This is a genomic window from Streptococcus mitis (genome assembly GCF_003942685.1).
Taxonomy (GTDB): domain Bacteria; phylum Bacillota; class Bacilli; order Lactobacillales; family Streptococcaceae; genus Streptococcus; species Streptococcus mitis_CD.
Window position 1 is genome coordinate 101,277 of sequence record NZ_RJNR01000004.1, and the last position, 21,498, is coordinate 122,774.

Here is a 21,498-nt window from a genome sequence, read left to right on the forward strand (position 1 = left end):
CTTATTCTCCTAGCGTTTGGTAGATTTCTCTGACAAGGGCTTCTGTATTTTCCCAGCCAAGACAAGGGTCCGTGATAGACTTGCCAAATACTTCCGGTTCGTTTTGACGGCCGTCTTCTAGATAAGACTCAATCATAAAGCCACGAACGTACTGCTTGATTTTTTCATTCCAAGCACGGTTAATCAAGGTCTGGCGGACAATTCGAATCTGGTCCATGTATTGCTTACCAGAATTGTCATGATTGGTATCCACGATGATAAAGGGATTTTCTAAACCCATTTTCTCATACTGGGCAATGGTATCCATCAAATTATCATAGTAGTAGTTAGGAATATTCTTACCATACTCATTGATTGCTCCACGAAGAATCGCATGCGAAAGCGGGTTCCCAGTTGTTTCCACTTCTTTTCCTAGAAAAAGGAAGCTTTGTTTGTTTTGAGCAGCATAAATCCCATTAAACATGACATTGAGATTTCCAGAGGTTGGATTTTTAAAACCAGTCGCGAAATCTGCTCCACTGGCCACAAAGCGGTGTTGCTGGTCTTCAACTGAACGAGCACCAACCGCCATGTAAGAAATCAAATCATCCACAAGCGGAAGATTTTCAGGATAAAGCATTTCATCAGCAGTCGTCATACCTGTTTCCGTGATGACACGATAATGAAGATGGCGCACGGCTTTGATTCCATTGATAAGACTAGGCGCTTCTGTCGCGTTAGGCTGGTGAATCAAGCCCTTGTAACCATCTCCGTTGGTACGGGGTTTGGCAGTATAAACACGCATAACCATAAAGATACGGTCTGCTACTTCTTCTTGTAGGACTGACAAACGCCTAGCGTATTCAAGAACAGCTTCTTCATTGTCAGATGAGCATGGCCCGATTACCAAGAGAATCCTCTGGTCTTCTCCACGTATAATGGCTTCTAGCTCTTGATCGCGCTGTGATTTTCTCTCCAAAGCTTGGCCTTCTAATTTTGATAAGGCACGAACTTCTTCAATATTAATTTTAGGACTTTTTGCTGTAAATACCATAACTCATCTCCTTATAAAGTAAACGGATACCAAGTAAAAATTTACTTTTCACAAGGTATCCGCCTCTAAACTATCTCATTTTATTGTCTTTTACCGTGACAGTTTTTAAACTTCTTACCAGAACCACATGGGCAAAGTTCATTCCGTCCAATCTGGCTCAAATCCAGATTTTCAGGCATATTTGCTTGGTGGGCAGCGATATTACGAGTCGCTGTTGTACTGATATGGTGTTCTGCTTGTGGTCTTTCTTGTTCATGAATTTGTGCTTTCATCATCAAGCGTGTCACATCAAACTCAATCGAACCAATCATGTCATTAAACATACGGAAACCTTCTGCCTGATACTCAACAACAGGATTGTTCTGAGCATAGCCACGAAGTCCAACCGCATTACGCAATTGATCGAGGGCATCGATATGATCTGTCCACTTGTTATCTACCACTCGTAGAATCAAGACTTTTTGGAATTCTTTAACTGCTTCTTCATCGCGTAGTTTTGAAACCTGACTATCGTAAACTTGCAAGGCACGTTGGAAGAGCTCTTCCTTAATTGCCTTATCAGACAAGCCTGACAAGTCTTCCATCGTAATAGAATCTTCTGGAAGCAAGTTGTACTTAGCAAAGTTCAAAATTGCCTCTAGTTTTTCATCTTGTTTTGCACGCGCATGACCATCAACGACACGACCAATCGTGCGTTTGATCATAGCCTGAATTTCAGGTGCCAAGTCACGATCTGCAGTGATGACATCGTAACGTTGAGCGTAGATAATCTCACGTTGTTCACGCATGACATCATCGTATTGAAGGACTTGTTTACGAGTATCGTAGTTATTTCCTTCGACACGTTTTTGCGCCGCCTCAACCTGACGCGTCAACATGCGAGACTCAATGGCCTCTTCAGACATGTTCAAACGTTCAAAGATTCCCTTCAAGCGTTCAGAACCAAAACGTTTCATCAAGTCATCTTCAAGAGATAGGTAGAATTGTGACTCACCTGGGTCTCCTTGACGACCTGAACGTCCACGAAGCTGGTTATCGATACGACGGCTTTCATGACGTTCTGTACCAATCACACAAAGTCCACCCAATTCGCGAACCCCTTCACCAAGCTTGATGTCAGTACCACGACCGGCCATGTTGGTTGCGATAGTAACAGCACCACGTTGACCAGCATTCATGATGATTTGGGCTTCTTTATAGTGGTTCTTAGCATTCAAAACTTCGTGAGGAACGCCAGCTGCGACCAATTTCTTAGAAATGTAATCACTAGTTTCAACCGCTACTGTACCAACCAAGACAGGTTGACCTTTTTGGTAACGAGCCTTAACGTCTTCGACAACCGCCTTAAACTTAGCTTCAATACTTGCATAAAGAAGGTCTGAGTGGTCAATCCGTTGAACAGGACGGTTGGTTGGGATTGGAATAACACGAATGTTGTAAATTTCACGGAATTCTTCTTCCTCAGTCTTACCTGTACCCGTCATACCAGACAATTTCTTATACATACGGAAAAGGTTTTGGTAAGTGATTGAGGCAGATGTCTTAGTTTCATCCTGAATTGGCACACCTTCTTTAGCTTCAATAGCTTGGTGCAAGCCATCAGAATAACGACGACCTTCCATAGTACGACCTGTAAATTGGTCAACGATCAAGATTTCTTGCTCTTCGCTCACCACATAGTCAATATCGAGAAGCATGATGTAGTTGGCACGAAGGGCGTTATCGATAAAGTGAGTCAAAGCCACGTTTTCGATATCATAGAGATTTTCAAGTTTGAAGTAGCTTTCCGCCTTGTCAATCCCTGAATCAGACAAACCAATCGTCTTAGACTGCACATCGATGATGTAGTCGTCTTTGTCCAAAGATTTTACATAGTGGTCTGCCATGTGGTAGAGCTGACTGGTTTCAACTGCGTTAGCACCTGATACGATCAAAGGTGTACGCGCCTCGTCAATCAAGATTGAGTCAACCTCATCGACCAAAGCATAGTTAAGCGGGCGTTGTACCATGTTTTCAGCACGAACGACCATGTTGTCACGAAGGTAGTCAAATCCGATTTCTGAGTTGGTTGAGTAAGTAATATCACACTCATAGGCTTCTTTTTTCTCCATTGGAGATTTGGCAGCCAAGTTAATCCCTACTGACAAACCAAGCCATGAGTACAATTCACCCATCTCAGTTGCGTCACGTTCTGATAGATATTCATTGACCGTAACTACGTGAACCCCTTTACCTGAAAGGGCATTGAGGTATACTGGCATAGTCGCAGTCAAGGTTTTTCCTTCCCCTGTACGCATCTCTGGCACGTCACCATGGTGAAGAACGATTCCCCCCATAACCTGAACCTTATAAGGGAAGAGACCTAGGACACGTTTAGCACCCTCACGGACAACCGCAAATGCTTCATAAAGCAATGAATCCAGTGATTCTCCATTTTGATAACGTTCTTTAAATTCAACTGTTTTTGCTTTTAGTTGGTCATCTGTCAAAGCAGCCATTTGGTCTTCGTATTTGAAAACCTTGTCGGCCATCTTTTCCAGACGACGGATTTCTCCTTTATCATTTTCGATAATTGTTTTTAAAATATTAGCCATGTTTTTCCTTACTTTAAATTCCGAATATTTTAGAATGTTCTTTTAATTTTAGCACAATTACTGATTATTTTCAAGGAAGAATCCCCATTTTGAAAAGGAAAAAGAGGCTAGTTTCCAAGCTAACCTCTCTGACTTTTATGATACTTTAATTGCCAAAAATCGGCAAAAGAGCAAATAGAATAAATAGATTTATCCAAAGAGAAAGACAGTAGATGAGTCCAAAAACAAAGAGACTGACTTTCTTGGATAACAAGGCCATCAAAATGGACAGAATGCCAAAAACTAGCAAGATTTTCTGAATAACGAAAATGTCAATCGTTATCCCCAGAACCGGACTACCCCAAGGAAGAAAGAAGAAAGCAAGCCAGATCAACAGAACTAAACCAATATAGACCTTGGAATAACGTGTAATAAATGGTTTTAGACGTGTCATAAGCCACCTCCTATAAACAAAACCCATATAACTCAATGCCTTTCGCCCTTAGACTTTCCTAGTTCCCGTCTCAAGCGAAACATTTTTTTGAAACAGGAATAAGTTAACCAATTCATACTAATAGCTAGTAGAATAAAAAGAAACCAAACGCCCCATAACTTGATATCTGTCACATTTCTCAAGACGATATTGAAAAATAGAACTGAAAAAACTGTCCAAGCAAGGCTAAAAAGAGCATAGAGGGGGATGTAAATCCAGTAAAAATAGTAAAAAAATGGGAAAAATTTACTATCTCTATTATCCTTGTCAATCCAGCTGAAAAAGTAAATACAGGGAAATATGAGTAAGAATTTAAACAAATGTTTCATCACCAGCCCCCTCTATTTGATAGCGTTTTCTTTACCTTCATTCTATCAAAAAAATCTGGAAATGTCATTCCAGATTCTACTTTTTTATTTGCGTTTTCTTGCGATGAGATGAATTGGTGTTCCCTCAAAAACAAAGGCCTTGCGGATTTGATTTTCCAAGAAACGCAGGTAAGAAAAGTGCATAAGTTCTTCTTCATTGACAAAGATAACAAAGGTTGGTGGTTTGGTTGCCACTTGGGTCGCATAGAAAATCTTGAGACGTTTTCCTTTGTCTGTCGGTGTTGGGTTGATGGCAATAGCATCCATAATCACATCGTTCAAGACAGCTGATGGGATACGTGTGTTTTGACTTTCGCTGATTTGCTTGATCATCTCAGGCAGTTTGTGGAGACGTTGCTTGGTCAAAGCTGATACAAAGATAATCGGTGCGTAAGGTAGATATTGGAACTGCTCACGGATATCTTCTTCCCAGTTTTTCATAGTGTGGTTGTCTTTTTCAAGCGTATCCCACTTGTTGACCACGATAATCATCCCTTTACCAGCTTCATGGGCAAATCCTGCGATACGTTTATCGTATTCACGGATTCCTTCTTCCGCATTGATGACCATTAAGACCACATCTGAACGGTCAATAGCACGCATGGCACGCATGACAGAGTATTTCTCAGTATTTTCATAAACCTTACCAGATTTACGCATACCAGCCGTGTCAATCATGGTAAACTCTTGACCATCTGTATCTGTAAAGTGGGTATCAATAGCGTCACGCGTTGTTCCAGCAACTGGACTTGCAATGACACGGTCCTCTCCCAAAATAGCGTTAATCAAGCTTGATTTTCCAACGTTTGGACGACCAATCAAACTAAACTTAATGACATCTGGATTTTCTTCTTCATATTCATTGGGAAGATTTTCTACAATAGCGTCTAGCACATCCCCTGTACCGATACCATGGACAGATGAGATAGGCAGTGGTTCACCCAAACCAAGGGCATAAAAATCATAGATATCATTTCGCATCTCAGGGTTGTCCACCTTGTTAACCGCGAGGATAACTGGTTTGTGGGTCTTATAAAGCTTACGGGCTACGTATTCGTCTGCATCAGTAATTCCTTCCTTACCAGACACGACAAAGACAATAACATCTGCTTCTTCCATGGCAATTTCTGCCTGGTGCTTGATTTGTTCCATGAAAGGAGCATCGACATCATCGATTCCTCCTGTATCAATCATGCTAAAGGAACGATTGAGCCACTCACCCGTTGCATAGATACGGTCACGTGTCACTCCTTCGACATCTTCTACAATGGAGATTCGCTCACCAGCGATCCGATTAAATAGGGTTGATTTCCCAACATTGGGACGTCCTACAATGGCAATAGTTGGTAGGGCCATAACTTCTCACTTTCTACAATAACTTCTTCTGTTCAAGATTTTTTCTAGTTGAACTTGGTTCAGCTTGACCAAACTGTTCTGCTAGGCGCTGACTCCAGCTTGTGGTCGCACGCGCTCCAGCATAGTCAGCCTGTACACGGTCATAAGCTTCGATTGCATCAACTGTTTGTTCCTGGTATTCTTCCTCAAACACCACTTGATTCAATGGCAAGCGAGGTTTGACTTCATGTTCTTCATTTGGTAAACCTAGTGCTATCCCAAAGACAGGATAAGTGTAGTCAGGCAGGTTAAAGAGCTCTGCCACTTCTTCTGACTTGTATCGAACCAAACCGATAATCACACCACCATAACCCAAGCTTTCAGCTGCCAACAGAGCATTTTGACCAGCAAGAGCTGCGTCGACTGAACTAATCAAGAGGCCTTCCACACCTTGGGGTTGGAAGGTGTCGGTATGAAGTCGTGCTCCCTTTTCTGCTCGATTCAAATCTCCGACAAAGAGAAGGAAAACAGCTGACTGGCGAATGGCTTCTTGAGGTACCAATTCATACAAGGCATCTTTCTTCTCTTGACTTCGTACCACAATCACAGAGTAGGATTGGAAATTCTTCCAAGATGAGTCCATCTGGGCTGCTGTCAGGATTTTAGTCAAGTCTTCTTGAGGAAGGACTTGCTCTTTAAACCTGCGCACTGAAGTATGAGCCTTCATTAATTTGATTGTTTCTGTCATCGACGGTTCACTCCTTCTAAACGAGTCTCCTCAGCCAAATAACGGATGCGTTCCATGACACGTCTGGCTTCCCAGGTTTCGTCATTTCCATGCTTTCCTTTAGCGAAATGTAGCTCCAATTCTTCAAAGTTGAAGTTGGAGGTAAAAAAGGTCGGTAAATTTTCCTGCATCCGATATTGGAGAATGACTTGCAGGATTTCATCCCGCACCCAAGCTGTTGATTGCTCGGCACCAATATCATCTAAAATCAGGACTTCAGACAGTTTAATTTCATCCACCAAGGTCTTAACATTGCCATCACTGATGGCATTTTTGGCATCAATGACAAAGCTAGGATAGTGGAGAAGAGTGGATGAAACACCACGTTTTTCTGATAAATCATGAGCCAAGGCAGCCACCATGAAACTTTTACCCACACCAAAGTCTCCATATAAATAAAGACCTTTTCGAATAGCTGGATATTGCTCCACGAAGGCTAATAGTTTTTCAAAAACTGGCAAGCGACCCAAATCATCCAAGTCTACTTGAGCCAAACTAGCTTTCTTGAGACTGGCTGGCAGATTGATTAACTTAAGACGGTTCTTAATAGCCGCTTCTTTTTCTGCTGCGATTAGTTCAGGAGTTTCTTCATAAGAAACATCCGCATAGCCATGATTCATAACCAAAATCGGCTTGTAGCCTTTGGCAATATAATCCGTATCCCCACGGAGAAATTTGTCACGCTCGGTGATGTACTGATTAAACTTGGAGATACTGCGATTCAATTCCTCTGGAGTAAGGGATTTTTGCTGGATAAAGGCCGCAACATCAGGGTCCTTCATGATTTTCTGGACCAAATCTTGATAATGAAGACGGCTAGGTTGACGTTTGAGTACGTCTCCGACACTTTCCATCTAATCTCCTCCTTTTTCTAATCGAGCTAATAGTTCTTGTTTCTTACGTTCTAGTTCCAAACGAGTTTCCTCGCTGGTTTCATTCTTATAATCTGGATTGCTCCACTTGGGTACATTGGACTTGGTAGGACTGGGTTTACTGCTTTTTTGAGCCTGATTCTTTTGCCCACGCTCACGGATGCGTAAGACTGCCTCTTCTGCCGAATGAATCTTTTGATAGGCATAGTCATTGGCCACCTTCATGGCATATTTCTCATTGATGTTTGCCGAATCCACCTTATTAAAGGTCAATAAGAGAATGATATTAATGACTTCGTCCAGCAAGCCCAAGCCAGCCATCTGTTGCAAGAGTTCTCTTTCTGTTTGGGTAATGGTTCCCTTGCGTGTTTGCTTGATTTCTGCCAAGAACTGCAGGGCAGTTTTACTTTTGGCTTCTTTGATAATGGTCGTTTCCTTAGGACTAAAGTCAGAGGAAACAGGTTTTTGAGCGATTTTTTCCCGCATGCGTTTGGTTGAAATAACCTGGGAAACAGCTGTTGACTTGGCCAATTGATAAGTTTCAAACCAAGTCCATTTCTTCTCCTCGGCAATGGCAAAGAGGTTTAAGACATCGGACTGCTCATCCGCAAAGCGAAGCCCATCTCTAGCCATAAGCTGACGAAAATGGTCCAAGTCAAAATCGTTGACCACTTTCTTCTTGAGACCAAGGTCTTCTTGACTTCCTAGTTCTGCCAAGTCTGGAAAGACTTGATTGAGTGAGACAGGTATTTCTTCTCCCTCAGCACTCTCAACTTTCAAATCCTCCACAGCTGCATCGCCAATCTTCTTCTCCAAAAGTCTGCGATAAACAGGATGTTCCAAGAAGTCCTGACTCGAAAGTGGAGTATGGAGAGCTAGCTGATAGGTATCACCCTTTTGATAGAGGGTTAAGAGATTAAAAGCAGATAGGATTTTCAGGGATTTTATCAGTCTATCCATCCCAAAGTTAAGATGGTTGAGAATGCTTGAAAAAAGATATTCTTTTCTACCATTATCCCAAAAACTAATCGTATAAAGATAAAGGCTCAGTGCCTCCTGACCGATAATCGGGAGGTAGCACTGTACCAGAGATGAGGTATCTTGCGACACCCGATTATTCTTTAGATAAGAAAAACGGTCAATTGGCTTCATTTATCTTTCCTTTTTCTTTTTAGAGGACTGGGTGATTTGTTGGAGCAAGCTCTCTAGCTCACTGACATCCTTAAAACTACGATAGACACTGGCAAAACGTACATAGGTAATCTCATCTAACTCAGCCAACTCCTCCATGACGAGTGAACCAATGTCCTCACTTTGAATTTCATTTTCATTTCGACCACGGAGTTTCTGTTCGATACGATTGACTACCATGTTGATTTCATCACTTGACACAGGACGTTTCTGGGCTGAGCGGATAATCCCATTAAAGATTTTATCTCTGGAGAACTGTTCCCGTGTGCCATCTTTTTTAACAACCACTAAGGTTCTTTCTTCTACCCGTTCGTAGGTTGTAAAACGGTGTTGGCATTCATCGCACTCACGTCTTCTACGAATAGTGTTCCCTTCTTCTGCTTGGCGACTATCGATAACACTTGACTTGGTAGCCCCACATTTTGGACAACGCATCCTTTCCCTCCTTATCGTTTTCTTTTCATTATACCATTTTTTAAGCGATTCCCAAAACAATTCTTCTTTTTGCTTGACAAGTTTTTTGTTTTGTTGTATTATTTAATTAAGACAAAAGGATAAAAGAAAGGAGACCAAGATGTCCTGGACATTTGACAACAAAAAACCCATCTATTTACAGATTATGGAGAAAATCAAGCTTCAGATTGTTTCCCATACACTGGAACCCAATCAACAACTGCCAACCGTGAGAGAGCTGGCTAGCGAGGCCGGTGTCAATCCAAACACCATCCAAAGAGCCTTGTCAGACCTCGAACGAGAAGGATTTGTCTACAGCAAGCGCACAACTGGACGATTTGTGACTGAGGATAAGGAGCTAATCACCCAATCGCGCAAACAATTATCAGAAGAAGAATTGGAACACTTCGTTTCCTCCATGACCCATTTTGGCTATGAAAAAGAAGAACTACCAGGCGTAGTCGGCGATTATATTAAAGGAGTTTAAGCCTATGTCATTACTAGCATTTGAAAATGTATCCAAATCTTATGGAGCAACCCCAGCCCTTGAAAATGTTTCCCTTGACATCCCAGCTGGAAAAATTGTTGGTCTCCTTGGGCCAAACGGCTCAGGAAAAACAACCCTGATTAAACTAATCAACGGCCTCTTACAACCAGATCAAGGACGTGTCCTTATCAACGATATGGACCCAAGCCCAGCAACCAAGGCTATCGTAGCTTATTTGCCAGATACAACCTATCTCAATGAGCAAATGAAGGTCAAAGAAGCCCTAACCTACTTCAAGACCTTCTATAAAGATTTCAATCTGGAACGCGCCCATCATCTACTTGCAGACCTCGGCATTGATGAAAATAGTCGTCTCAAGAAATTATCAAAAGGAAACAAGGAAAAGGTACAACTGATTTTGGTTATGAGTCGTGATGCTCGTCTCTACGTTTTAGACGAACCCATTGGTGGAGTGGACCCAGCAGCCCGTGAGTATATCCTCAATACCATTATCAACAACTACTCCCCAACTTCTACCGTTTTGATTTCTACCCACTTAATTTCTGATATCGAGCCAATCTTAGATGAAATTGTCTTCCTTAAGGACGGAAAAGTCGTCCGTCAAGGCAATGTAGATGACATTCGCTATGAGTCAGGTGAATCCATTGACCAACTCTTCCGTCAGGAATTTAAGGCCTAAGTAAAGGAGATTATTATGTTTTGGAATTTAGTTCGCTACGAATTTAAAAATGTTAACAAGTGGTATTTAGCTCTTTATGGCGCTGTTCTCTTCCTCTCTGTTCTTATTGGAATTCAGACACAATCCTTAATAAAATTACCTGAAAAAAATCTATCTGTTCTACTTTTTTTTCTATCTACTGTCTTTGGTGGTTTGATGGTTACACTTGTGATTTCAACTATCTTCTTGATTATTAAACGATTCAAAGGAAGTGTCTATGACCGACAAGGCTATCTGACTTTAACCTTGCCAGTTTCTGAACACCATATCATCACAGCCAAACTAATCGGTGCCTTTATCTGGTCGTTGATTAGCACTGCTGTCTTACTCCTATGTATCTATATTATCTTATTGTCAACAAATTCTGATGCAGTTCAACTTTCTACTCTTCTGTCATTTGTTGCAGAACATTTTACCGGCTTTAGTCTTGCTGTCTTATCCTTCCTACTAAATACCATTTCTGGAATCCTCTGCATCTACTTGGCCATTTCCATTGGACAACTGTTCAATGAATACCGTACAGCACTCGCTGTTGCAGCCTACATTGGTATCCAAATCGTCATTGGATTTATTGAAGTCTTCTTCAATACCAGTACTAACTTCTATATTAATTCACTTGCAGGATTTAATGATAATTTCTATATGGGAGCAGGTATAAGTATTGTTGAAGAACTCATATTCATAGCTATCTTTTACCTCGGAACCTACTACATCTTGAGAAACAAGGTTAATTTGCAATAAAAAATGCCCAGCTAAACAGCTGGGTTTTGATTTAACTCAATATCAAACTGGCTACAATGGGGCTGACAAAGACATAGAGAATACCGGTGACACCGATAGCCAAGCCACCCATGGCTCCTGCTACAGAACCGTATCGAAAGGCTGTTCCTGTTCCAACTGCGTGGCCTGTTCCTCCAAGGGAAAGACCAACAGCTACTGGGTCATCAATTTTCAACCACTTCAAGAGGGTTGGGCCGATGACACTGGTTAAAATCCCAGTCGCCACTACAACCACCAAGGTCACGGTCGTCAGACCTTGCAATTTTTCTGTAATTCCCACTGCCATAGCGGTTGTCACTGACTTAGGAAAGAGAGAAATGGCTAGGAAAAAGTCCATGCCAAAGATTTTAGCCACAAGAGCTGTGAAAGAGGTATTGACCACTACCGCTAACAAACTACCAAAGAGAATACTCCGAGCATGATGCTTCATCAAGTGAAAACTCTTATAAAGCGGAATCCCTAGAGCCACTGTCGATGGGACAATCAAGTTATTCAGATAAACTCCACCTTGATAGTAATCTTGGTAAGAAATCCCCGTCACCTTTAGAAAGATGATAATGAAAACAGCTGACAAAAGCAGAGGAGTTGTCAATGGATGAGGAAAACGTCTGTAAATCAGCATTCCCACTAGATAAGCTAAGATAGACAGGGCAAGCCCAAACAGGGGATTGGAAACAAATTCACTCATTTGGCATCTCCTTTCTCATAATCTCCCTCAAACCGTCGTTTGATAAACTGAACAACCAAGGCAATGAGGATAATGTTGATAACAGCCGCAAAAAAGACAATCAAAACAATGGGCAAGAGATAGGGAGCAATCACATCAAACTTTTCCATGATTCCCACTGCTGGCGGCAAAAAGAGAATGGTCATATTGGCCAGCAAGAAATTTCCCACCATGTTGACATGTCTGGTTCTCAGCCACTTGAACTGTAAGGCTAAAAACAAAATAATTAAACCGATAATACTGCCTGGGATGGGCAAATGAAAGAAACTGGAAATTCCCTCTCCGATTAGAGAAATCACAAAGAGAATCATTAATTGAACATATAATTTCATCCTAAACTCCACGAAATAGACTTCTTGCATACCAGTTTACTCTTTTTTCAGAAAATTTCAAGGAAATGCACAAGAGTTGATGAAAATTAGAGAGGAAAGGGGATACAGGCAATTACAGACTAGTGAAAACAGGCCTAATTTAGGATAAAAGATTTCAGCGTCCTTCTTGCCAGCCTTCTTGAAAAGTAGTATAATCATTGCATGCGCAATCATCTTGTGATGCAGAGACTGTTCGTGAATGGACATTCTTCTATGTTATAACTTTAAAAAGAAAGGAGATACTATGACCTACTTGGAAAAATGGTTTGACTTCAATCGTCGTCAGAAAGAAATTGAAGGTCTCTTAGAAGAGACCATTGCCCAGCAGAGTGACCAAAGTCTGACCTTGAAAGAGTTTTACCTACTCTACTATCTGGACTTGGCCCAAGAAAAATCTCTACGACAGATTGATTTGCCTGATAAACTTCATCTGAGCCCGAGCGCTGTTTCTCGGATGGTGGCTCGCTTAGAAGCTAAAAATTGCGGTCTACTTAGTCGCAGGTGTTGCGATCAAGATAGGCGTTCTAGCTTTATCTGCCTGACAGGTGATGGTCAAAAGACACTGGCCTCGCTACAAAAGGCTGTCGAAGAAAGCTTGGAAACTAGTTTGGATTTCTTGATTTAAGATGATTTTAGAAAAAAGTTGCGTGCGCAATCATTTTTCTTGACATTCTCTTTTACAAGGAGTAAAATAAAGTCATCATTAAACAAAGGAGTTTTTAAAATGATTGAAATTACCTATCTAGATGCCAGCAAGAACGAAAGAACTGTGACTTTCGAGTCTTATGAAGATTTTGATCGTTCACAACAAGCTTGCCTTATCGGCGTCGCAGACTACTACCCAGTCCAAAAATTAACTTACAACGGTCATGATTTGGACTACCATGGGACTTATGGAGATGTCTTCTTCTATCTCATGAAACAAGATTTAAGCCAATATAACTAAAAAAGGAGAAATACAATGGCAAAAGCAATTACAGATGCAACATTCGAACAAGAAACAAAAGACGGTTTGGTCTTGGTAGACTTCTGGGCAACTTGGTGTGGTCCATGTCGTATGCAAGGTCCAATCTTGGATAAATTGTCTGAAGAACTTTCAGAAGATGTCTTGAAAATCGTTAAAATGGACGTTGATGAGAATCCAAACACAGCTCGTGCTTTTGGAATCATGTCTATCCCAACTCTTCTCTTCAAAAAAGACGGCCAAGTGGTGAAACAAGTTGCTGGTGTTCACACAGCAGAACAAATCAAGGCCATCGTTGCGGAATTGAGCTAATCACATTAGAGACCAAGTACTTTCTTTGGTCTCTTTTTTCTTGCCCTTTGCCATTTTTCAAAAAATATGCTAGACTGTAGGTAGAATATTACGATGTTTGGGACATGCCATCGCTAAAAAAAACCTCTACTTGGTATTTTTTAGCTCCCTCATGGGAGCTTTTTGCGTGCTCTGAACATTTCCCATTTTGGAAGGAGTACTATGAAACGTCAATCAGCCTTGGTCGTCTTTAGTGGCGGTCAAGATTCCACAACCTGCCTCTTCTGGGCCAAAGAACACTATGAAACAGTCGAAGCTGTCACCTTTGCCTACGGTCAACGTCATCATCTCGAAATTCAAGTCGCTAGAGAAATCGCCAAGGAACAAGGCATTCGTCATCACATCCTAGATATGTCTCTGCTGGGACAAATCACTGAAAATGCCCTGACTTCTGATATGGAGATTAAGCAAAAAGAGGGAGAGGTTCCCAATACCTTCGTTGATGGTCGCAACCACCTCTTTCTATCCTTTGCGGCAGTTCTTGCCAAACAACGTGGCATTAAAGACATCGTGACAGGTGTTTGCGAGACAGACTTCTCAGGCTACCCTGATTGTCGAGATGTCTTTGTCAAATCCCTCAATGTCACCCTCAACCTTGCCATGGATTACGACTTTGTTATCCAAACGCCTCTCATGTGGCTGGACAAGGCTGAAACTTGGGAGTTAGCCGATCAACTCGGTACCTTTGACTACGTTCGTGAAAAGACCTTAACCTGCTACAATGGAATTATCGGAAGTGGCTGTGGAGATTGCCCAGCCTGCCACCTACGTCAGCATGGTTTAGATGTCTATCTCTCACAGAAAGGAGAGGTCTAATGTTTTTTGCACCCAAAGAAATCAAACAAGAAACTGGGGAGTCTCTTGTCTACAATCCTCACAGAACCTTGGTATCAAAAGAGTTCACTTTCGATGCTGCCCACCACCTCTTTCACTATGAGGGGAAATGCAAATCCCTTCATGGCCACACCTATCATCTGCAGATTGCTGTTAGTGGATTTTTAGATGAGCGTGGCATGACCTACGATTTCGGAGACATCAAAGCTATTTACAAGAACTACTTAGAGCCCCACTTGGATCATCGCTATCTCAATGAAACTCTGCCTTATATGAACACGACTGCTGAAAATATGGTTTACTGGATTTTCCAAACCATGAGTCAAGAGTTACCTGATGAGCGTGGTCTTCGTTTGGAATACGTTCGCCTCTATGAAACTCCGACTTCCTTTGCAGAGTTTAGACGGGAGTGGTTAGATGACTAGGGAACGTGTCCTCAAACTACCAGTTCTGGAAATTTTTGGCCCTACCTTTCAAGGTGAAGGTCGTGCTATTGGGCAGAAAACCATGTTTGTCCGCACTGCCGGTTGCGACTACCACTGCGACTGGTGCGATTCTGCCTTTACTTGGGATGGTTCTGAAAAACCAACTCGCATGACAGCTGACGAAGTCATTGCTGAGTTGGATAAACTAGGGAGCTACGACTACGTCACCCTGTCTGGGGGAAATCCTGCTATCCTAGCAGCCAATATGGCTGAACTGGTTACTAAGCTCAAGGAACGTGGTGTCACCCTTGCTGTTGAGACCCAAGGCTCTCGCTGGCAAAATTGGTTAAAAGATATCGACCAGGTTACTCTGAGTCCCAAACCTCCTTCATCCAAGATGGAAGTCAACTTTGAGACCCTGGACTTTATCGTTTCCCAACTGGATCCAGACAAGGTCACCTTTAAAATCCCTGTCTTTGATGATGCAGATTTAGCCTTTGCTAAAGGAATACAAGAACGCTACCAACCAGATGTCCTTTTCTTATCTGCTGGAAATCCTGAACCCAAGGCTACAGGAAATATTATCCAAGATCAACTGGACCGTCTCAAAGAACTCTGGGAACGCGTCGCTGCCGACGATAGCTGGGGCAATGTCCGCGTCCTTCCTCAACTGCATACCCTCCTCTACGATAATCAACGTGGTGTTTAAGATTAGAAAGAAAAAATCATGTCACAACAAGAAGAAATGAAAAACCTCAGCCTACTGGGCAACAAAGAAACCAACTACATCTTTGACTATCAACCAGATGTCCTCGAATCTTTTGACAATCGTCATGTGGAAAATGACTATTTCATCAAATTTAACTGTCCTGAATTTACCTCACTGTGTCCAATCACTGCTCAACCAGACTTTGCGACCATTTATATTTCCTACATTCCTGACAAGCTCTGTGTTGAGTCAAAATCCCTCAAACTCTACCTCTTTAGCTACCGAAACCACGGAGATTTCCACGAAAACTGTATCAACACCATCGGGAAAGACTTGGTCAACTTGCTAGACCCTCGCTATTTAGAAGTCTGGGGAAAATTCACTCCGCGCGGTGGCATCTCAATTGACCCTTACTACAACTACGGTAAGCCTGGAACTAAGTATGAAGGCTTGGCAGAACAACGCCTCTTCCAACACGACCTTTATCCAGAGAAAATTGACAACCGTTAAACTCATACGAAAAAGCCCTGTTCCTCGAGATGAGGAGCAAGGCTTTTTGAGTTTCAATTATTCTTCTGTTCCAAGGAAGTTTTTCGCAACAAGAGCTGCAAGAACTCCACCAACGATTGGTGCAAGGATGAAAATCCAAACTTGTTGAAGAGCTGCGCCACCTACCAAGACAGCTGGTGCCAAGCTACGAGCTGGGTTTACTGAAAGTCCAGTAATGTTCAATCCGACAAGAATCATCGCCATCAATGACAAACCGATTACCAAACCAGCAATCGCGCCATTTCCCTTGCTTTCTGAAGTAACAGTCATGATAACCAAAACAAACAAGAAGGTTGCAATGACTTCAAACAAGAATCCACCAAAGACAGTGACACCGTTTGCCAAGGCATTTTCACCAAGACTAGCAGTTGACATACCTGAGTTAGCCAAGAGGAAGAATACCGCAGCTGACGCAAGGAAAGCTCCAACAACCTGACCAAGGATGTAGTTGACAAGCTCTGAAGATGACAAACGTTTGTTTACAAACATAGCGATCGAAACAGCTGGGTTCAAGTGAGCACCTGAAACAGTTCCGATTGAGTAGGCTGCAACTACGATTGCTAAACCAAAGGCAAAGGCGATTCCAAGGTGACCTAAGCCATCAAGACCATTTCCAAAAACAACAGCTCCTGTCCCAATGAACACAAGCATGAAAGTACCGATTAATTCAGCAACAAATTTTTTCATTTTCTTTCTCCTTTTTTCAAAAACTAGATACTAGTCTATCAAAAGTAGGAAAGGGTTTCAAGAAAATTGATTGGAAATTTCAGGTTAAAATTCTGTAAAAACGGTAGTGTTTATTTGAAACATTTTTTTCAAAGGTGTATACTAATAGCGTAGTTTTGATAGGGGTTACAAAACCCATTATAAAAGCTCATTTGTAAACCTTTGCTGTTCTTTTATGAACGTTTGAATGGTATCGTGAATACCAAGGAGGAATCATATGTCTAAAGTTGCTATTGTCACAGGTGCAGGTCAAGGAATCGGTTTTGCAATTGCGAAACGATTGGTTCAAGATGGCTTTAAGGTAGGAGTCTTAGACTACAATCCCGAAACAGCCGAAAAGGCTGTTGCCGAATTATCAGCTGAAAATGCCTTTGCTGTCGTAGCTGATGTTTCGAAACAGGCAGAAGTTGCCCAAGCATTTCAAAAAGTTGTTGACCATTTTGGTGATTTGAATGTTGTCGTAAATAATGCTGGTGTTGCTCCAACTACTCCTCTTGATACAATTACTGAGGAACAATTTACACGTACTTTCGGTATCAACGTTGGTGGTGTCATTTGGGGGTCACAAGCTGCACAAGCGCAATTTAAAGCACTTGGCCACGGAGGTAAAATTATCAACGCAACTTCTCAAGCTGGTGTAGTCGGTAATCCAAATCTAACTGTTTATGGTGGAACCAAATTTGCTGTTCGCGGAATTACGCAAACATTAGCCCGTGATTTAGCAGACTCAGGTATCACTGTTAACGCCTACGCACCAGGTATTGTGAAAACACCAATGATGTACGATATCGCTCATGAAGTTGGTAAAAATGCAGGAAAAGATGACGAGTGGGGTATGCAGACATTTGCAAAAGATATTACCCTAAAACGCCTATCTGAACCAGAAGATGTGGCTGCTGCTGTCAGCTTCCTTGCAGGGCCAGATTCAAACTACATTACAGGACAAACCATTATCGTTGATGGTGGTATGCAATTCCATTAAGATACAGGAAAAGAGGTTGGAAAATGATTCAACCTCTTTTATTAGTTTTCATTATTAGTTAGGAGGATACAATAGAAACTCTTTCAATAAATAATATTAGCTTATCCCTAGTATTGAAAAGACTGGATGGCTTCTTTCAAGTCATCTTGTAAACTATTTCTCTGGTCAAGTTGGACATAGACTTCCAACAGACAGGATCTGAAGTTGGAAAATTTATAAAAATCTTCCCTTTCTTCTATCGGAAAGTCAACAGCTTTTATCCAAGAAGCTACTTGCTCTTGCTCCAACTTCCCTTGTAAAATAGGTTCATAGATTACTCTTGCTAAACGCCAATCCTCATCATCTGTAAAACGAATGGACATTCTTTTAAATAGTTGGCCAAGTATCTCAAATACTTCATGAACCCTGTTTTTAGGAAAGTCTGGATGACAAACCACCTCTGTCAGTAAATCGGCTCCATGTGCAAAAGCATGAACCCAACCATACTGACTTGAAAAACCCGTTGTATCCTTTTCTTTTGAAAGATAGTGCAAACCTTGATTTAAAAGGACATTACGAATTTCTGCTTTTAATCCCTGATAAAAAATCGATTGCTGGTTGGCATCTGCAGACAAGAGATTTGCATAAATAAGCGCCCTAAAAGAACGTTCAAGGGTTGACAAGCCTACCTTATCAATCTCTTTATATAATCCTCCATCAGATAAAATTTCCTCAGCAATGAAATAAAATTGTTCCTGTGTAAATAGCTCTTCCTGAATCCCTCTAGCAAAGCTTATAAAAACAAGGTCATCGCGAATTTCTGGAGAAGAATCTCCCAAATGATCAAGCAACCATTGGATTTCTTCCTCATGATAACTTGGTTTTTCTTCTGCTATTTTTCTAAGTAACTCTTGATACATGGTCAATACCTCTACATTTCTAGCAACTTGATATAATCTAGACCCCATTTCTCGACAGCATCTAAAACAACTCTGAATTCCTGCCCCATTTCAGTTAAGCTGTACTCAACTCGTGGTGGAACTTCAGCATAGACCTTTCGTTGAACAATCTTATCCTTTTCTAATTGACGGAGATGACGGGTCAAAATAGTTTGAGTAATCCCAGGCAATAATCTCTGCAATTCTTTAAATCGTTTGGTACCCGTACTCAACTGATAAATGATTACCAGTGCCCATTTCCCCGTTAAAACCCTCTGCGTTGTTGCAAATGGACAAATACCATACTCACTCACTTTATTTGTCATAAAATATCTTCTTTCTATTTTTTAAAAAAATTTTATCTTTTAGTATCAATAATAGTACTACTTTTGATACTAGCTATCGAAAAAGTGTCTACTTGTTTTTTTGTTTGTAACTGTTACAATTATATCATAAAAAAGAAATGGAGAATAGATATGTCAACAAACTTAGAAATTTTCAATGCTTATAACCAAGCTTTAATTGCTGGTGACTTTCCTGGTGTCTTTGAAACGATGGCAGACGATATTGTCTGGCATCAACCTGGTACTCATAGTATATCTGGTTCAGTTGTTGGTAAGGACAAGCTAGGAACTCACCTGGCTACATTTGCTGAGAAAACTAATGGAACCTTTAAGGTGATAACAAATTGGGTTTCTGACAATGAGGATTTAATCGCAGCCAATGTTACTTTTCTTGGAACACGTGCTGATGGTACTGAACTCAATATGAACGGGATTGACCTCTTCCGTATTGAAGACGGAAAAATCAAAGAAGTTTGGCTCTTCTCTTCAGATCAAGCTGAAGAAGATAGCTTTTGGGGATAATTTAAGAGGCTAGGACAAAAAATTTTGATTTTAGGAATTCTTTATTCTAAATTTTTAAATCAATAGATTAGAAAAAAAGCGAACAAGACAGAATTCTGAGTATCAGATAACTCGTTTTGTTCGCTTTTTATATTTAAGGTTAGACTTTTGTCCCAGACTCTTTTAATTTACTCTCCCAACTGGGCACTGTAGGCAATAATCTGGTCAACTGTGTCTGACAAGAACTGAATGGTATCACGGAGTGGTTTGTCTGTTGAGATATCCGCTCCGATAATCATGGCTGACTCAAGCGGTGTCTTGCTGCCACCTGATTTGAGGAGGTTGAGCCAGTCTTCGGCTCCAGTTTCTGAATTTTTCAGATGGAGGTAACCCGCAGTCGAGATAACAAGACCAGCAGAGTAAGTGTAGCTATACAAGCCCATGTAGTAGTGAGCTTGGCGCATCCAAGTCAGAGCCGCATCGTCGTCAATTTCAATGGCACCTCCCCAGAAGTCTGTCAAGACTTCCTTCATAATGCTATTAAGCTTGCTTGCTCCAAATGTTTCTCCCTCTTCAATCAGTGTATAAACCTTGCGCTGGAAGGTTGCTTCCAAGAGGTGGGTAATGAAATTATGGAAGTAGGTATCTGTCAAGCGGTGGGCAAGAGCGAAGCGTTTTTGACGCGGATCGTCAGACTGGTGTTCCAAGTAATCACTTAAAAGCAATTCATTGAAGGTTGACGGCGCTTCGACATAGTAAGTAGACATGTGGGCGTTGAAGTAACTTTGGTGATTGTCTGAAAAGATGAATTGACCAGAATGCCCAATTTCATGAATCAGGGTATAGACATCGCTCAAACGACCTGTCCAACTCATGAGGACATAAGGGTGCACGCGATATGGATCCGCCGCATAACCACCAGAATCCTTACCACTATTGGCAGCAAAGTCCACCCAGCGCTCTTCTTGATAGCGAGCAACTTCCTGACAATATTCTTGCCCCAAAGGCTCTACCGACTTCATGACCAAATCATAGGCATCGTCAATAGTCACTTGAGGATTAAGGGCGCTATCCAAGTCCAATTTCCAGTCAGCAAAGGTCATCTTTTCAAGACCATTGACCTTGGCAACATGCTTGAGATATCTCTGAGCAACCGGCGCAAAGTCCTTCATGATGAGGTCAATCTGGCGATCAAACATAGCACGGTCTACTTCTTGCTCAGCTAGAAGATAGTCAAAGACGGAGTCATATCCCTTCATATCTGCCAATAGTTTTTCAGACTTGACTTGGGCTAGATAGGCTGCGGCAGCCGTATTTTGGTGCTTACGAAGTCCTTCTGAGAAGGAACGGAAGGAGTTCTCACGAACCTTAGCATCCTCATGGTTTTGGTAGAAATTCTCATAGGTGACAAAGCTGTTTTTGTAGGTCTTGCCATGGGCTTCAAAGTCAGCCATTTCAAAATCCCCAGCTCGCATCTTGGTGTAAATGTCCTGTGGGCTGTAGAAAACTTCACCCAGATTGGTCAAGGCCTTCTCCACATCTGCCCCTAGATAGTGGGCTTTTTTGATTTTGGCCTGACGAATGGCTGCAGTCAAATGTGGCAAGTCCCCCAAACGATTTAAGACTTCCTCGTCTGCTGCCACCAGAGCATCGTCAAAGAAGGTCAAGGCTACGCTAGCGTCTGTTTCAAATTCCATCCCAGCTTGGGCAATATTGGCAAATTCTTCATTGTTATAGTCTGTCGTCTGAGGCATAAAACCATAGTTACCGATATGGCTCATCTGGATGTAGATTTGCTCCAATTCCGCAAAGGCCTTCTCGAAATCCTCAAAAGTATGAAGATTGCCCTTGTAATCACGGCTAAATTGGTTGATATCTTCGCGAGCTTTCTCGATTGCACGCAAGAAATCCTCACGGTCTTGGTATAGGGCTGTTAAATCCCAAAGTTCCTTTTCTGGAAATTCTGAACGGTGTTTTTGTTCCATTT

Annotated in this window: 27 protein-coding genes; 12 read left to right on the forward strand and 15 right to left on the reverse strand. The window is 41.7% G+C overall.

All coding sequences use genetic code 11. The features are described 5' to 3' along the window. Window position 1: 1 nt before the first annotated feature. The 9 genes from D8855_RS04690 to nrdR form a co-directional block, all read right to left on the reverse strand. Complete coding sequence (locus D8855_RS04690) at window positions 2-1,033, reverse strand: 3-deoxy-7-phosphoheptulonate synthase (protein ID WP_125416291.1); 1,032 nt, start codon at window positions 1,031-1,033, stop codon at window positions 2-4. An 80-nt stretch (window positions 1,034-1,113) separates the two neighbouring features. Continuing rightward, window positions 1,114-3,627 (reverse strand): preprotein translocase subunit SecA, encoded by a 2,514-nt coding sequence (gene secA, locus D8855_RS04695; RefSeq protein WP_045611122.1) that lies wholly within the window; start codon window positions 3,625-3,627, stop codon window positions 1,114-1,116. A 145-nt stretch (window positions 3,628-3,772) separates the two neighbouring features. Then, on the reverse strand, window positions 3,773-4,060 hold the full coding sequence (locus D8855_RS04700) for a hypothetical protein (protein WP_185757560.1): 288 nt from the start codon (window positions 4,058-4,060) through the stop codon (window positions 3,773-3,775). A 32-nt stretch (window positions 4,061-4,092) separates the two neighbouring features. Then, the gene (locus D8855_RS10755; RefSeq protein WP_125416293.1) at window positions 4,093-4,428 is read right to left on the reverse strand and encodes a hypothetical protein; all 336 of its coding nucleotides are present in this window, start codon (window positions 4,426-4,428) and stop codon (window positions 4,093-4,095) included. A gap of 84 nt (window positions 4,429-4,512) precedes the next feature. Further along, complete coding sequence (gene der, locus D8855_RS04710; RefSeq protein WP_001207696.1) at window positions 4,513-5,823, reverse strand: ribosome biogenesis GTPase Der; 1,311 nt, start codon at window positions 5,821-5,823, stop codon at window positions 4,513-4,515. 13 nt (window positions 5,824-5,836) lie between these two features. Continuing rightward, window positions 5,837-6,550 carry an NADPH-dependent oxidoreductase gene (locus D8855_RS04715; protein ID WP_125416295.1) on the reverse strand — a complete coding sequence of 238 codons (714 nt, stop codon included), beginning with the start codon at window positions 6,548-6,550 and terminating at the stop codon, window positions 5,837-5,839. Continuing rightward, window positions 6,547-7,443 (reverse strand): primosomal protein DnaI, encoded by an 897-nt coding sequence (gene dnaI, locus D8855_RS04720; RefSeq protein ID WP_125416297.1) that lies wholly within the window; start codon window positions 7,441-7,443, stop codon window positions 6,547-6,549. Before dnaI ends, D8855_RS04715 begins: the two co-directional genes overlap by 4 nt. Next, window positions 7,444-8,613 (reverse strand): DnaD domain protein, encoded by a 1,170-nt coding sequence (locus tag D8855_RS04725; protein WP_061590384.1) that lies wholly within the window; start codon window positions 8,611-8,613, stop codon window positions 7,444-7,446. Next, window positions 8,614-9,087 carry a transcriptional regulator NrdR gene (gene nrdR / locus D8855_RS04730; protein WP_001203672.1) on the reverse strand — a complete coding sequence of 158 codons (474 nt, stop codon included), beginning with the start codon at window positions 9,085-9,087 and terminating at the stop codon, window positions 8,614-8,616. Between the two features lie 139 nt (window positions 9,088-9,226). On the opposite strand from nrdR, the gene D8855_RS04735 reads away from it, so the two are divergent. Genes D8855_RS04735 through D8855_RS04745 form a run of 3 tightly spaced genes read left to right on the forward strand, consistent with a single transcriptional unit; the run spans window position 9,227 to window position 11,072 of the window. Further along, the gene (locus D8855_RS04735; RefSeq protein ID WP_020901665.1) at window positions 9,227-9,592 is read left to right on the forward strand and encodes a GntR family transcriptional regulator; all 366 of its coding nucleotides are present in this window, start codon (window positions 9,227-9,229) and stop codon (window positions 9,590-9,592) included. Between the two features lie 4 nt (window positions 9,593-9,596). Beyond that, on the forward strand, window positions 9,597-10,292 hold the full coding sequence (locus D8855_RS04740; protein ID WP_000054197.1) for an ABC transporter ATP-binding protein: 696 nt from the start codon (window positions 9,597-9,599) through the stop codon (window positions 10,290-10,292). A 15-nt stretch (window positions 10,293-10,307) separates the two neighbouring features. Then, window positions 10,308-11,072 carry a hypothetical protein gene (locus D8855_RS04745; RefSeq protein WP_070480351.1) on the forward strand — a complete coding sequence of 255 codons (765 nt, stop codon included), beginning with the start codon at window positions 10,308-10,310 and terminating at the stop codon, window positions 11,070-11,072. Between the two features lie 31 nt (window positions 11,073-11,103). On the opposite strand, the gene D8855_RS04750 is transcribed toward D8855_RS04745, so the two are convergent. Together D8855_RS04750 and D8855_RS04755 are read right to left on the reverse strand one after the other, a co-directional pair. Further along, complete coding sequence (locus D8855_RS04750; protein WP_001288952.1) at window positions 11,104-11,799, reverse strand: LrgB family protein; 696 nt, start codon at window positions 11,797-11,799, stop codon at window positions 11,104-11,106. After that, on the reverse strand, window positions 11,796-12,170 hold the full coding sequence (locus tag D8855_RS04755; protein ID WP_000781325.1) for a CidA/LrgA family protein: 375 nt from the start codon (window positions 12,168-12,170) through the stop codon (window positions 11,796-11,798). The genes D8855_RS04750 and D8855_RS04755 overlap by 4 nt, the downstream gene beginning before the upstream one ends. Window positions 12,171-12,453: 283 nt before the next feature. On the opposite strand from D8855_RS04755, the gene D8855_RS04760 reads away from it, so the two are divergent. The 7 genes from D8855_RS04760 to queF all read left to right on the forward strand — a co-directional run bounded on the left by D8855_RS04760 (window position 12,454) and on the right by queF (window position 16,002). After that, on the forward strand, window positions 12,454-12,834 hold the full coding sequence (locus tag D8855_RS04760) for a MarR family winged helix-turn-helix transcriptional regulator (protein ID WP_185757561.1): 381 nt from the start codon (window positions 12,454-12,456) through the stop codon (window positions 12,832-12,834). 99 nt (window positions 12,835-12,933) lie between these two features. Then, entirely contained in the window at window positions 12,934-13,155 is a 222-nt protein-coding gene (locus D8855_RS04765; protein ID WP_000570256.1) for a DUF4649 family protein, read from the forward strand. Between the two features lie 15 nt (window positions 13,156-13,170). After that, window positions 13,171-13,485, forward strand: a complete 315-nt coding sequence (trxA, locus tag D8855_RS04770; protein WP_001029581.1) for a thioredoxin — start codon at window positions 13,171-13,173, stop codon at window positions 13,483-13,485. Between the two features lie 201 nt (window positions 13,486-13,686). Then, window positions 13,687-14,340: a 7-cyano-7-deazaguanine synthase QueC gene (gene queC / locus D8855_RS04775; RefSeq protein WP_125416299.1), complete on the forward strand. Its 654-nt coding sequence runs from the start codon at window positions 13,687-13,689 to the stop codon at window positions 14,338-14,340. Continuing rightward, the gene (gene queD, locus D8855_RS04780; protein WP_000464576.1) at window positions 14,340-14,783 is read left to right on the forward strand and encodes a 6-carboxytetrahydropterin synthase QueD; all 444 of its coding nucleotides are present in this window, start codon (window positions 14,340-14,342) and stop codon (window positions 14,781-14,783) included. Before queC ends, queD begins: the two co-directional genes overlap by 1 nt. Next, window positions 14,776-15,492, forward strand: coding sequence for a 7-carboxy-7-deazaguanine synthase QueE (gene queE, locus D8855_RS04785; RefSeq protein ID WP_020903235.1), 717 nt, complete (start codon window positions 14,776-14,778; stop codon window positions 15,490-15,492). The genes queD and queE overlap by 8 nt, the downstream gene beginning before the upstream one ends. Window positions 15,493-15,510: 18 nt before the next feature. Beyond that, window positions 15,511-16,002 carry a preQ(1) synthase gene (gene queF / locus D8855_RS04790; RefSeq protein ID WP_000082575.1) on the forward strand — a complete coding sequence of 164 codons (492 nt, stop codon included), beginning with the start codon at window positions 15,511-15,513 and terminating at the stop codon, window positions 16,000-16,002. Between the two features lie 57 nt (window positions 16,003-16,059). On the opposite strand, the gene D8855_RS04795 is transcribed toward queF, so the two are convergent. After that, window positions 16,060-16,728: an MIP/aquaporin family protein gene (locus D8855_RS04795; protein ID WP_020903234.1), complete on the reverse strand. Its 669-nt coding sequence runs from the start codon at window positions 16,726-16,728 to the stop codon at window positions 16,060-16,062. A gap of 256 nt (window positions 16,729-16,984) precedes the next feature. Between D8855_RS04795 and D8855_RS04800 the strand changes: the two genes are divergently transcribed. Next, complete coding sequence (locus tag D8855_RS04800; protein WP_000048147.1) at window positions 16,985-17,749, forward strand: (S)-acetoin forming diacetyl reductase; 765 nt, start codon at window positions 16,985-16,987, stop codon at window positions 17,747-17,749. A gap of 107 nt (window positions 17,750-17,856) precedes the next feature. Here the strand turns inward: D8855_RS04800 and D8855_RS04805 are convergent, their stop codons facing one another. After that, on the reverse strand, window positions 17,857-18,648 hold the full coding sequence (locus tag D8855_RS04805; protein ID WP_020903233.1) for a DUF2785 domain-containing protein: 792 nt from the start codon (window positions 18,646-18,648) through the stop codon (window positions 17,857-17,859). 11 nt (window positions 18,649-18,659) lie between these two features. Next, window positions 18,660-18,992, reverse strand: a complete 333-nt coding sequence (locus D8855_RS04810; protein WP_000182730.1) for a winged helix-turn-helix transcriptional regulator — start codon at window positions 18,990-18,992, stop codon at window positions 18,660-18,662. Between the two features lie 150 nt (window positions 18,993-19,142). Between D8855_RS04810 and D8855_RS04815 the strand changes: the two genes are divergently transcribed. Then, entirely contained in the window at window positions 19,143-19,532 is a 390-nt protein-coding gene (locus tag D8855_RS04815; protein WP_125416301.1) for a nuclear transport factor 2 family protein, read from the forward strand. Window positions 19,533-19,699: 167 nt separating this feature from the next. Here the strand turns inward: D8855_RS04815 and pepF are convergent, their stop codons facing one another. Then, entirely contained in the window at window positions 19,700-21,496 is a 1,797-nt protein-coding gene (gene pepF / locus D8855_RS04820; protein WP_125416303.1) for an oligoendopeptidase F, read from the reverse strand. Window positions 21,497-21,498: the final 2 nt, after the last annotated feature.